This window comes from Arthrobacter sp. TJ-263 (assembly GCF_058269155.1).
The window spans coordinates 2,181,519-2,193,650 of the sequence record NZ_JBZCNE010000001.1; the positions used below are offsets into that span (position 1 = coordinate 2,181,519).

13 protein-coding genes and 1 pseudogene are annotated in these 12,132 nt (G+C 62.6%); 4 read left to right on the forward strand and 10 right to left on the reverse strand.

Annotation, left to right across the window (positions count from 1 at the left end):
• Nucleotides 1-589: 589 nt before the first annotated feature.
• Nucleotides 590-1,306, forward strand: a pseudogene (otsB, locus tag AC4D2F_RS10555) (trehalose-phosphatase).
• Nucleotides 1,307-1,343: 37 nt separating this feature from the next.
• Here otsB and AC4D2F_RS10560 read toward each other — a convergent pair.
• Nucleotides 1,344-1,715, reverse strand: coding sequence for a recombinase family protein (locus AC4D2F_RS10560; RefSeq protein WP_490910479.1), 372 nt, complete (start codon nucleotides 1,713-1,715; stop codon nucleotides 1,344-1,346).
• 306 nt (nucleotides 1,716-2,021) lie between these two features.
• Between AC4D2F_RS10560 and AC4D2F_RS10565 the strand changes: the two genes are divergently transcribed.
• Nucleotides 2,022-2,639, forward strand: a complete 618-nt coding sequence (locus tag AC4D2F_RS10565; protein WP_490910480.1) for a hypothetical protein — start codon at nucleotides 2,022-2,024, stop codon at nucleotides 2,637-2,639.
• A 73-nt stretch (nucleotides 2,640-2,712) separates the two neighbouring features.
• On the opposite strand, the gene AC4D2F_RS10570 is transcribed toward AC4D2F_RS10565, so the two are convergent.
• From AC4D2F_RS10570 to AC4D2F_RS10590, 5 genes are all read right to left on the reverse strand, one after another.
• Entirely contained in the window at nucleotides 2,713-3,396 is a 684-nt protein-coding gene (locus tag AC4D2F_RS10570; protein ID WP_490910481.1) for a hypothetical protein, read from the reverse strand.
• Between the two features lie 57 nt (nucleotides 3,397-3,453).
• Entirely contained in the window at nucleotides 3,454-3,945 is a 492-nt protein-coding gene (locus tag AC4D2F_RS10575) for a DUF421 domain-containing protein (protein ID WP_490910482.1), read from the reverse strand.
• A 42-nt stretch (nucleotides 3,946-3,987) separates the two neighbouring features.
• Complete coding sequence (locus AC4D2F_RS10580; protein ID WP_490910483.1) at nucleotides 3,988-4,395, reverse strand: four-helix bundle copper-binding protein; 408 nt, start codon at nucleotides 4,393-4,395, stop codon at nucleotides 3,988-3,990.
• Between the two features lie 176 nt (nucleotides 4,396-4,571).
• The gene (locus AC4D2F_RS10585; protein WP_490910484.1) at nucleotides 4,572-5,009 is read right to left on the reverse strand and encodes a DUF1622 domain-containing protein; all 438 of its coding nucleotides are present in this window, start codon (nucleotides 5,007-5,009) and stop codon (nucleotides 4,572-4,574) included.
• 361 nt (nucleotides 5,010-5,370) lie between these two features.
• Entirely contained in the window at nucleotides 5,371-5,793 is a 423-nt protein-coding gene (locus tag AC4D2F_RS10590; protein ID WP_490910485.1) for a hypothetical protein, read from the reverse strand.
• A gap of 411 nt (nucleotides 5,794-6,204) precedes the next feature.
• Between AC4D2F_RS10590 and AC4D2F_RS10595 the strand changes: the two genes are divergently transcribed.
• Nucleotides 6,205-6,771, forward strand: a complete 567-nt coding sequence (locus AC4D2F_RS10595; RefSeq protein ID WP_490910486.1) for a hypothetical protein — start codon at nucleotides 6,205-6,207, stop codon at nucleotides 6,769-6,771.
• Nucleotides 6,772-6,945: 174 nt separating this feature from the next.
• The gene (locus AC4D2F_RS10600; protein ID WP_490910487.1) at nucleotides 6,946-7,554 is read left to right on the forward strand and encodes a flavodoxin family protein; all 609 of its coding nucleotides are present in this window, start codon (nucleotides 6,946-6,948) and stop codon (nucleotides 7,552-7,554) included.
• Nucleotides 7,555-7,833: 279 nt separating this feature from the next.
• On the opposite strand, the gene AC4D2F_RS10605 is transcribed toward AC4D2F_RS10600, so the two are convergent.
• From AC4D2F_RS10605 to AC4D2F_RS10620, 4 genes are all read right to left on the reverse strand, one after another.
• Nucleotides 7,834-9,174: an APC family permease gene (locus AC4D2F_RS10605; protein ID WP_490910488.1), complete on the reverse strand. Its 1,341-nt coding sequence runs from the start codon at nucleotides 9,172-9,174 to the stop codon at nucleotides 7,834-7,836.
• A 56-nt stretch (nucleotides 9,175-9,230) separates the two neighbouring features.
• Nucleotides 9,231-9,728, reverse strand: a complete 498-nt coding sequence (locus AC4D2F_RS10610) for a hypothetical protein (protein ID WP_490910489.1) — start codon at nucleotides 9,726-9,728, stop codon at nucleotides 9,231-9,233.
• Between the two features lie 71 nt (nucleotides 9,729-9,799).
• Nucleotides 9,800-10,870 carry a hypothetical protein gene (locus AC4D2F_RS10615; RefSeq protein ID WP_490910490.1) on the reverse strand — a complete coding sequence of 357 codons (1,071 nt, stop codon included), beginning with the start codon at nucleotides 10,868-10,870 and terminating at the stop codon, nucleotides 9,800-9,802.
• 100 nt (nucleotides 10,871-10,970) lie between these two features.
• Complete coding sequence (locus tag AC4D2F_RS10620) at nucleotides 10,971-11,861, reverse strand: metallophosphoesterase (protein WP_490910491.1); 891 nt, start codon at nucleotides 11,859-11,861, stop codon at nucleotides 10,971-10,973.
• Between the last annotated feature and the right edge of the window lie 271 nt (nucleotides 11,862-12,132).

A 12,132-nucleotide genomic window follows, 5' to 3' on the forward strand; every position in this document is an offset into this window, starting at 1 on the left:
CGCCCGGCTGGCACCGATGAGCTTCCCGATGTCCGCCGGAGCAAGCCCCTAGGCGCTAAGATCCTGTACTCGCTTCACCGTGGCATGGTCAGTCGTGACTTCTCGAGCGGCATCTATCACTGCGTATTGATGGGGTAGCCCATGTCTTGTGAACTCGTCTCGCCGCGTCCTTTTCGGGCACAGCAGTCGTGGTCTCCTGACCACATGGGCACGGCACAAGCTTCCCCTCGTTTCGCTGCTTGTCCCGCACACACGTGGACAGCAGGAGCCAGTGGCCCGCCTGCACACCCCCACCACGTCACCAATGCGAGAGGTCACCTCGGGTGAGCGGTGGACGGGCGCAGTTTCCCCGAGTGGCGGGGCGGTCTCACCCGACTTCAGCTCCTGCTGGTAGAGGTCATCCACCTGCGGGCGGGTGGAGCCCGAGGGGTGGAGCTCAAGGCCGTCCACCTGTGGGTGAACCAATCACTGGTCGTTCGAATGTTTCGTCGCCGGTTGGTCCGTCGTGCGCGCGGTCTAGGGTGAAGATATGGACGCAGCGACCGCAGTGATGCAAGCCCTGACCACAAGCGAGCAAGCTGGGTTGATCATGGACTTCGACGGGGTTCTCTCGCGGATCACCGACAATCCGGGTGCCAGCGAGCTCCTGCCAGGCACCGAGAAGATACTCGCTGCTCTGGCCACTAAGCTCTCGGTCGTCGCCCTCCTCTCGGGGCGGCCTGCCGCGTTCCTCACTGAGCGAGCAAGCATCCCCGGGGTGGAACTTTACGGTTCCTACGGGCTGGAGAGCGTTACCGAGAACGGCATCCAGGTCGTACCGGAAGCCCGGCCGTAGATGACCGTTGTTGAGGAAGCCACCCGAGTGCTGCACCAGGAGCTGGAAGGTGTCGAAGGTGTAACCGTCGAAGAAAAGTCCCTCGCAGTGGCCGTGCACTGGCGGCTCGCGCCGGACCAGGACAGAGCTATGAAGCTCATCGCCCCACTCATGCAGGGTGTGATCGACACATACGGGTTGCGCCACGAGCCCGGCAAATTCGTGGAGGAGCTCCGAATGCCCCTGGATCAGGACAAGGGCACCGCTCTTCAAAAAATCATCAGCACCCAAGCCCTCCAGACAGTCGCGTACGCAGGCGATGACCGAGGAGACCTACCAGCCTTCGAGACAGCAACCGCAGCAGGCGGGTACGCGCTTGTCGTCGACGGCCCCGACATGGCGCCGTCAATCAACAACATCACCGGTGCCCACTTCAACGGACCGGAACACTTCCAGTCCTGGCTGCACCAGCTCAATGACGCCCTGCACTAGCAGCGGACCTCCACGAAGGATCGACTGTCTCCGACGGTCAACGCACCGCCCCGGCAGTAGTGGCTAGGAAAAAGCTCGGTCCGGTCTGTCCACGAATCAGGACACCTCGTTCACTCCTAAGCTGAGATAGCGGTACACCGTCGCCCGACTGGCGCCAATGATCTTCCCGATATCGGCTGGAGCAAGACTGTGCCCTTTGAGGTCCCGCGCTCGCCTGACCTTTTGCATGATCTGCAGTTACTTCCCGCCGGCCAGCTTTCCGCCCGTACTCGGCCACCGCCATGCCGGCCCTAGTCCGCTCAGCGAGCTGGTCCCGCTCCAGCTGCGCGAACGCGGACATGACAGTCAGCATCGCCCGACCCATCGGCCCGGTTCTGCTGATGCCTTCGGTGACGCTGCGGAAGTGCACCCCCCGTTGCTCCAGGTCATCAATGAGGGCCAGCAGATTCCGGGTGTTGCGTAGCGGTACGTTCGCATTCGCTACTGGCTGTTCTGCCCGCGAAGGTGCGACTGGTCGGCGCCGTTGCGGTTCTGGAGATAACGATCAACATACGTTCGTTGCGTGCTGCAAGCAGTGCCTGCGAGAGTTGTAAGCATACTGATATTTGCGAATCGTCAAGTATCAGATGCGAACGCTGCTTTGAGGACGGCCGGAATGACGAGAGGGCCGACAACGGCTCGAGCACGGATCAAACCTCACCTTAAGGAGCACATCGTGGCACAAGGAGACTCATCGGGTGCGAGCACCCCGAAAAGCCGGCGTAACGACGTCGTAGCCGCCGAGAGGGATCGCTTCGGTGGCATTAAGTTCGGGTCGGCGTTCTTCGGCTGGCTGACCGCAATCGGTTTGACCGTGATCCTCAGTGCTCTCGCCGCGGCGATCGGCGTCGGCGTCGGGGCAGCTAATACGAGCAGTGCGAATGACGCCGCGAACCAGGCACAGCAGAACGCACAGACCATCGGCGTAGTCAGCGGGATCGTCCTGGCGATCATCCTCTTCGTCGCCTACTACTGTGGCGGCTATGTCGCCGGCCGCATGGCGCGGTTCGACGGCGTGAAGCAGGGCGTGGCCGTATGGCTGTGGGGCATCATCATCGCGATCGTCCTTGCGATCCTCGCTGCGGTGGCTGGCGACCAGTTCAATGTGCTGTCCAACCTCAACGGCGCTCCGAGCATCCCCGTGGACGGCAGCGCACTTACGGCTAGCGGCCTGGTCGCCCTCGCGATCGCAATCCTCATCCCACTGATCGGTGCGGTCCTCGGCGGCAAGGCCGGCATGAGCTTCCACCGCAAAGTCGATCAGGCAGGGATTGATCACCAGCTTGGACGCTGAACTCAACCAGGTGAGCCTCAGGGGCGGACGCCTGAAGGAGGTGCCACCCGATCAGAGTGGCACCTCCTCGACGTTAACGCGGTTCCCCAGAGGCCTGGTTGGTGTCGCGCAGGAAGAAGGCACCGAGTGATCCAGCGAGCGTGGCGAACACCGCCACCGAGTAGACGGCGAGCAGCACCTGCAGGATGCGTGCGAAGGGTGTTGTTGGTGTCAGGCCGCTACCGGTAATTGTCGCCATCGCTGATTCGAAGAGCGCGTCAGCGTAGGAAGCGTGCGTTCCGGTGGCATAGAGCAGCTGACTGGAGGCGAGAATGACCACCGCGGTCACGGCCACCAGCCACCCGATGCGACTGGACAAGAGTCGGCTAGCGGACCGCGATCCGCGCACACCTGCGGAGACGATGCCCCCGAACCGCGCGAACCGGGCCAGCCGGACAAAGCGCAACGCCTGTAGTGCCCGGAAGAATCGAAGGAAGGGCACCAGGAGGAAGACGACCTGCCACCAGTTCTTCTTCCAGAACGCGGGGCTGAATCCGGCGATGTAGGCCCGCAGTAGGAATTCGGCGACGAAAATTGCCCAGAACACCCACCCCAGAACGGTGAAGGTAAGGACTGTTCCTGTACTGGTGGCGAGGATCTGCCCAAGCACGACGAACAGGAAGATGACGCCCAGGATGCCCATCGGCTTGTCCAAGCGTGTCGCCATGACTTCCGCGCGACGAAGACCGGCCTCCCGAACCGCGGTTGGTTTATCCATTAGTTGTCGTCCCTTGAGCGTCATCCATCCGTCGTGACTCCGGACGGCGCGGGGCCATCAGTGGTCCGTGTCGGCGTAACCGGTGATACCACTCATGGCGGACCCGCTCCCGAGTTTGCTGGTGGGGATGACGCTGAGTTTTCCGTTGGTTTCCAGGACGACGGCGGCAATGGACGAGAGATCGCCTGAACCGGTGCCCCGCACCGCTTGCATGACTTCTGATTCGCTCAAGCGATTACGGTGCAATTCCTCGTACTTTAGGCGTCCGTTGATCACAAGGGCGGTGGGTTTAGCTGTGATGGCGCTGCGGGCGCCCGGCCAGCGCGCGGACACCCATGCGACGACGAACTGCAGCCCGGCCAGGAGGGCAAGGGCGGTCAGTCCCTCTGCGTAAGCTACATCGGAGCTAAGCAGGATTGTCGCAAGGGTCGAGCCAAGAGCCACGGTGACAATGAAGTCGAAGGCATTGAGCTGACTCAGCGTTCTCTTGCCGGACAGACGAAGAGCTCCTATGAGCGTCGCATAGGACACCGCTCCAACGATGAGCACCCGTAGAATGTCCGCCCACGAGTCAAACCACACTGACGACCCCTAGCCCAGTGACGTCAGCAGCGCATCGCATGCTTGCTCGCAACGCCGGCATGCTTCAGCGCAAATCCGGCAGTGCTCGTGCATGGAAGCATGCTCGGAGCACGTTTCCTCGCAGGCCTTGCATGCAGCGTGGCATGCTTCGAGTACTGCGCGGGTCAGGTTCGCGTCATATCCGGTGCGTCGGGAGAGGATCCTGCCCGTTGTGGCGCATATGTCAGCACAGTCGAGATTTGTCCGGATACAGCTGGCCAGATCAGCGATCATCTTCTCGGCGAGACAAGCGTCCGCGCAGGCTGTGCAGGTCTGGGCGCAGGCGAAGCAGGCCTCGATACACTCAACGAGCTTGTCGCGGTCAATACCTCCGAGATCCTGTGGGTACGTGTCGAGCATCGCGCGGGTGTCATCCATTGCTTTTCTCCTTCAGGTCCGTGTCGTGGGTTTATGGGATCCGTGCTTCCAATGCGCAGCAGCGACGTCTATTGGCTGCCGAGGTTGTGGGCACCACATCGCAGGTCTCGTCACTGCATTGCTTTCAAGTCTTACGGTGACGTGGATCGTAGTGCTGGCGGAGCTGTACTGCCCTCTCAGTTCGTCCTGGTCACCGCGGTCCCCCTTTCCTGCTCCGTTGTGGGCCCCTGATCCGAGTTCTCGCTCTCGGGTCGGTTGGGTGCGGGTGATGATTCCTTCTGCCATGGCCACCGTCCGGTGATCTCGAGCTCGAGCGAGAAACTGAGGAATGTCCGGATGAGGACAAGCAATGCCAGGACGCCGACCGAGGTGAAGGTCGGGGTGACAGCAACCGTTCGGATGATGTCAGCTGCGACGAGTAGCTCAAGCCCGAGGAGGATGGACCGTCCGAGCCGTCTGCGGTACGCATGGTAGACGCCGTCCTTGCTGTTGTTCCGTCGCACCACTCCGCTCAGGGCCACGAGGGTTGCCACGATGGCGCCAATAACGATTGCGGCGACGCCGGCTGCGTCGACGGCTATACCCACGGTTTCCATAAGGTGCTGGAAGTTCATGACTGTCGGCCCTTCCAAGAGTGACGGCACGGTTTCCAGTCTCAACCCATCAGGTTGCGCGGTTGGCTACGCGCCTCGGTGCTGAAGGTGCGGAGCTCCTCCTAGACAGCAGGTGTCGGCTGCATCCTGGGGATACCGCTTGATGGTGTGCTGCCACCACCCCATCCTCCTGTGCAACGTTGTTCCGTCGGCGTGCAGGGCTGCCGGTGTCGTAGAACCTGTGAGGGCAGAGAGATCGGACCATGAAACGGGGCCTTTCGACGCCTACGGCGGTGAACTACTCGGGCCTCAAGGCCTCGTTTCGTCGCATCCCTGTCAGATTGCGGCCGGCCTCAGGTCGGCCGCACGTCGTTGGGCGGTACTAGGGAAGGTCCTCGACGTCGTCGGCGACGACGACGAGTTCCTGCTCGTATTCCACGACGTAGGTGGACTCGTCGTCATCGAAGGTGAATCCTTCTTCTTCCAGATCGGTGAGGATGAAGTTCCTTACCGTGCCCGTCACCTGGACGTTGTCGCCTTCTTCGACTTCTTCACCCAGCCCGGTGCCGACGATGAGAGTTTCGTCTTCTCCGACGCTGAAGACATTGGGGCCGACCACTTCCTGAACTTCGGTCTGCAGGGTGACGGTCTCGCCGAGGATGGCTGCTTCGGCGGTGGGTCCCGCCTCTTCGGCTTCCTGAACGACGGTCTCCTCGGCGCAGCCGACGAAACTCAGGGCGGCGAAGGGCAGGAGCGCGGCGAGAGCGAACTTCCGGGCGAACAGGTTCTGCTTCTGGGTGGTCATGGTGTCTCCTTCAAGCGGGCGAGCGGTGACGTGGCCGCCTTCCCGCTGTGGTTGGGTATGGCTGTATACGTCTCTTCGACCGTAAGGACCCTTACCGTTCCGGGTCCACCGCCGTTACATGACCGACATCGCGCTGTGACCTCCTCACGGGGACAGCGTTACGTTCGCGACGGATCGTGACCTGTCCGCGATCTCCGGGTCCAATCCCTCGACCTTCAGGCATTCCGGGTGGGCCGGGGTTGTGGCAGCCCTATAGCGTGTGGTCCTGCCGAGCGTCGCGGGGGAGCGCATGTCGGATGTGGTTGACCGGCGGGTGCGGTCGTCGACAAGGTGGATGGACACCTTCACACCAATCGAGGACGGGACTGCAGGAACAGTGGTGCAGTCGGGTCCTCAGGATCGAGGAACATCATGCGTTTCGAAGACAGCAGGCTGACTCGCACGATCACTACCGGAGTAGTACTCTCTGCCGCACTCTGGGGCATCACTGGATGCTCGACTACCGAGGACGAACTGCCTGTTATCGTCGAGACGACGCCGGAGGCCGGGGTAGCGGGTGAGGACTCGGGGTCCGAGGATTCGTTCGCTGATTACACGGGAGTGTATGACCGCGAGTTCTACGATGACGTGGAGTTCTACGTGGGTGAGGAAGTCACCGTGGCCGCCATTGTCGGTGAAGTCATCTCTCCGAACGTCTTCACCATCGTCGATGCAGTCAACAGCGACCAGGAAGCCGCGGACGTAGTCGACATCGACGAGGTGGTCATCGAGCCGCTGCTGATCGTCCATGAGCAGGAGATTTCCGGGCTCACCCCAGGTCAACCCGTCGGGGTCGTCGGAGTTGTCCGCGAGGAGTTCCGTGTCGAAGCGATCGAGGGGGATCTGGCAGTCGAACTGAATGAAGACGACTTTGCCGAACGTGAGGAAAAGGCCTACATCGAAGTCACCGAGGCCGCACCAATGGCCGCTGGAAGCTGACAAATGAACGGACCCGCCCAGGTGCATACCGCCAACGTCTCAGCCAGCTCCTCGGACTCAGCTTTGTGAGCGTCTTGCTGGTGCTCCTCACCCGACCAGCAGATTCGATAAGCTGAAAAACACGCCGTGTCATCGGTGTGGGATTGATCGTCCCGGCGAAAGGAACACCCTGTCATGGCTGATCTGTCCGCTCTCGCTCTTGTCTGCACCCTCACCCCATCACCGGACCCCTCCAGCACTGAACTCATGGCCCAGCACATCCTCGATGAGTTCAAGGGCCACGGGGTGCGAACCTCGTCGCTGCGGGTCGTGGACTACGACGTCAAACGCGGTGTCAAGACCGACATGAGCAACGGAGACCAGTGGCCGATCATTCGGGAGCAAATCCTTGCCGCGGACATCCTGGTCCTGGCCACCCCGATCTGGATGGGACACCCCTGCAGCGTCGCCCAGCAGGTGCTCGAACGCTTGGACGCCGAACTGTCCGAAACCGATGATGAAGGCCGGCCCAGCATGTACGGGAAAGTCGCGACCGTCGCCGTCGTCGGCAATGAGGACGGCGCCCATAAAACCATCGCCGACATGATGCAGGGACTCAACGACGTCGGCTTCACCCTCCCCGCGCAGGGTGGCACCTACTGGGTCGGCGAGGCCATGCAGACCGTCGACTTCAAAGACCTGGCCCAGGTCCCCGATCCCGTCGCATCCACCAACACCGGTCTCGCCCGCAACGCCACCCACCTCGCTGCCTACCTCACCCGCGAGCAATACCCCGCCGCCTGACCCCGCGACGCCGCACGCACATCCCGCACCCCCCACCCAGGGGCCATCATCGCCATGGAGCCGACCAGCGATGCAGGTCCAGGCGCTGTCCGTGCACTCGAACAGCTGTGCCTGATACTTTGCGGTCCCTCCCTAACCCTGACGACAGTCCGGTCAAGGAATCTTTTGATGAGAACGCCTGTAGGCAGTCCGAAGTCTGGGTAGTGCACGTACACCGTGTTCTTCAAAGCATCTGAAGGTTCCAAAGGTTTGGGATGACAGCGCGAAATTTCGTACTCGTCAGGCAATGTTTCGCCGGTTGTGGTGGCGGACCAGTAACCATTGCATGGTGATGAGTGCCAGTGCGACGGCGGTGGTGATGATTAGTGTCGTCGAGTTGGAGCGGGCCGTGATGAGCAGGAAGGGTATGAGCACGGCGAGGTCCAGGACGATGGCGAGTCCAGGAATCCACGGCTTCGCCTCGATGTCTTCCTTCAGGTGCCGGATGACGCCCCAATGGATGGCGATGTCCATGGCGAGGTAGAGGATCGCGCCGAGGGATGCAATCTGTGAAAGGTCGAAGAACGCGGCGGTGACGATGGCCAGGCCCGCGGTGATGAGCAGGGACTGGTGTGAGGTGTGGTGTGGGAGCCCGGGTGCCTGCCCCATGTCCCGCAGCATGTCGTAAAGCTTGGACACGGAGAAGAGGCTGGCGATGAGGCCCGAGAGTGTCGCGATGACAGCAATGACGACGGTCAGGGTCACGCCCCAGGATCCGAAGGACGGCTGGGCTGCTTCGGCGAGGGCGTAGTCGCGGGCATCGATGATTTGGGGTACGGAGAGCGCTCCAGTCACCGCGACGGTGATGAGCAGGTAGAGAACCGTGCACAGGCTGAGCGCGATGATGATGGATCGGCTGATGGTGCGTTCGGGCTCGCGGAGGTCGGCGCCCTGGTTGGTGATCGTGGTGAAACCCTTGTAGGCGAGGATGCAGAGGGTGACTCCTGCCAGGAAGCCCAGCCATCCGGCATCGGGCGGTGTGCGAGACGATGGTGTGAATAGGGTGCCGAGCGAGCCCAGTCCTGCGGCGAGGATCCCGCCGATCGCGAGCACCGCGATACCGATGATCTTCAGTGCTGCAGTGATCGTTGCGGACCGTTCCACCCACTGATTCCCGATGAGGTTCACCAGGGCTGCTGCCACGATGGCGAGCACCGCCAGGACCGGTACCCAGATCACGGAATCCTGCATGCCAAAGGGCCGGAGTACATAGGTTCCGAAGGTCCTGCCGAGGAGGCTCTCCGCGAGGACCATGGAGACGTACATGAACAGCGAGAAGGAACCGGCGATGATTCCCGGACCGTAAGCCGCTTTCAGGAGCATGGCGATTCCGCCCGATGAAGGATTGGTAGCCGAGTAGCGGATGTAGGAGTAGGAACTGAAGGCGACGACGACGGCTCCGGCGAGGAACGCCCAGGGCACGTACCCGCCGGCAAGCTCTGCGACCTGACCCACGAGGGCGAAGATCCCGGCACCGATCATCACCCCTGTACCGAGAGCCACCGACCCCACGAGGGACAGCTTCTGCCCGCCGCCGTCCTCGCCCTGATCCTGCACCTGCACCTGCGAGGTCTTCTTCATCCCATCGTCTCCGTCCTGCCCCGTGTGTGCGTTTCGCCCGCGTCGCCCTGGTCGCGCTACTCGGGAAGGTAGGGCTCATAGCGTTCGAGGGTGCCGTCCACGACCGGAATGGACAAATCTTCTGTCCCCTCGGTGGTGGTGGCGGTAATGGGGGTTCTGGCCCCTGGTGCGTCGCCGACGGTGTCGAAGACGACCTCGTTGGTGTCGAGGGGGTACTGGCTTTCGGCAGGGACTGTGATGAGGACTTCGTCGTCGTCGTCGCTGATGGTGACTTCCACGGCTTCGTCCGATTCGTTGTTCAGTGTCCCTAGGAGTCGACCAGGCTGGCCCTCGTCCCGGGCGACGAGGAGGAAGCTGCGCAGCTCTATCGAACCAACCACTCCGTCCTCGCCGACGGCGATGGCGTCCCAATCCTCTTCCGCCGCGGAGTAGCAGCCCGTGAGGCCGAGGATTGCGACGAGGGACAGTGATGCTGCAACCTCGAACCGCTGTCTGCGTTTCGTCCTGCCGCTGGTCATGCTGCTGGTCGTGGTGCTCGTTGGGTTTTTCGACATCGGTGTGTCTCCTGGCAGTGGTAGGTGGGGATTAAGTCTGCTCAGCGGGTAATCGTTGTTCCCTTGGGATATCACCCACTGTCGGATTTGGTTTTCTTGTTCTCGAACTGGCGTCGTTGGTGTTCTCTGCCACTGTAGGTCGCACGTTGGACGGCGGTGCCGCCGTCGAAGTTCGAACCGAGGGCACCGGCTAGGGTGCCCAGGGAGGCGGAGAGCCAGCTGAGGTTCGCGTACTCGACGATCGACACGGGGTGGCCCAGTTGGGCTTGCATGTAGTGCCCGGGGATGACAGCCAGCGAGCCGAGGAACACGGCGGTATAGAGTCCCGCGTACATCACGGCGACGCTGATCAGGACGGTGACGACGGTCGCTGCGTTGTCCAGACCGGCGGGGGTGCCGTTGGGGCTCGTCCTGGTGGTGGACCACAGACCGTTGTGGACGATGAGCCACGTCGTCAGAACACCGATCGTCAGGACGCTGATCATCGACAGGCGCAGAGTGCTCGAGGAATCGGCCATGTTCCAGATCGAGGCGTAGAAGATGCCGAACGCGCCGGTCGCCATGGCCGCAGCGGCGGCGCTGGAGAGGGATCCAACGAGCCTGCCGGGACGGTTACTGCGCACCATGCCGGCCAGCAGGCGCCCTGCACCGCGCTTGCCCTGGATCGTCCTGTAAGCCCTGTCGGTGTTCGTGTCGTCCTGCGTGTCAGGTGGTGTGGCGTCGGTGCTCCCGTCCGGGGTATCCGGGCTTCCTATCCGGGTGACAAGGCGTTTGATGGTCCGGATCAGTTCCTCGAGCAGTGCTTGACGGACCCTCAATGCGCCGAGGGCCGGCAGGGAGACAAGAGCCGCTCCCGAGGAGATGCTTGATTCGGTCAGCAGGGTCTGATGGTCGTGAACTCTCGGAAGGTCGGTGACGTAGACGACCAGGTCCCAGTGATGGGCTTCCCTGAGGTCCTCGGCCCGGTCCATGAGAGGCACGGTTCCGTCGTCCTCCAGCGGGAGCTTCTGCTCGCTGACGTCGACGTCCCAGGACCGCGTCGAGCCGCTCCACCTGTTCAGCGCGTCCTGAAGGGATGTATCCATCTCTCGGGTGAGGTGTTCGGGTAGTCCCGGATCCGCCATCAGGCCGATGGCCACCATGCTGCACCGTCCTTTCCTGAGGTCCTGTGTCGACGTTCGTTCGATGGATTCCTGCTGGTCGCTATCTGGTCATGGTCATCCCTGGTGGGGGGGGACAGGGTCAGGTGGCGGGGGCTGGTTGCAGGTCGAAGAGGACGAGTTGCGGTGGGGCGCTGATCCGCATCGGCAGGTTGCTGAAGCCGATGCCGCAGGTGACGAATAGGGAATTACCCGCGGCACCGAAACTCTCGGGGGCGAAGCCGTCGGCGACCATGGTCTCGTTCGTGGTCCAGGCAAGCCATGACCACTGCGGAGTGCCGGGGACGGCGATCTGCCCGCAATGGGTGTGGCCGGCGACCGCCAGAGGCGCGCTGCCCTCCGGGAGGGCCGGGAAAGTTGTGGGATTGTGCATCATCACCAGGCGCGGGGCCCCGTCAGGGACTGTACTCAAAGCCTTCTCGACATCGGCGAGACCCTGGTAGGCCGGGCCGACTCCGACGATGTGCAGCGTCTCATCGGTACCGTCCGCACCTGTGATGACCAGCGGCGCCGAGGCGTTCTGCAGCACGGTGACCCCGTGTGCGCTCAGAGCGTCAGCGAGCTGGTCGGCGGCGTTGACGAGGTAGTCATGGTTCCCTAGGACCGCGAAGGTAGGGATGCCGGCCTCCAGCGCCGGTGCCAACAATTGCAGGACCTCATCGATTTTCTCCTGGTTCGGGGGGTCCTCGCTGTACACGAAGTCCCCAGCGATGAGCAGGGCCGCAGGCTCCTCCTCGACCGTTCTCTCGATGATGCGTTCGATCATCCCCGTGTTCGCGAACCACATACCGACCTGAAGGTCGGCGATGACAGCGATCTCGGTACCCTCCGCCTCGGGGGCCAGCCCGGGGATAGTTGCACTGTGTCGCTCTTCGTCAAGGATCAGACGAGGCTCGACCGCGAAACCGTAGGCAATCATCAAGCCCACAAGGACCACGATGGTGAGCACCGTATTCTTCAGCGCGCGTTTCACGTTCTCTCTCCGATCCGCTTGTTCCCGCCGGATGTTTCTGGCCCTTGCCTATCGACTCCCCATCGATCGGGCGAGGTCTCGCTGCCACCGACGGGTGGTGCAGCAGGCCGCACCATGCCGTAAATACCGCCATACCGCAGGTACTCCGTGACGGCGGCGCCGGCCACGCGAGGACGGTGGCCGGCGCCGCCAGGGGGCAAGAACCCGTGGAGGGGTCTTTGCGGCGTCAGGGGTTAGGAGTCGGAGGCGACGGAGTCGTCGATCTCGGTGG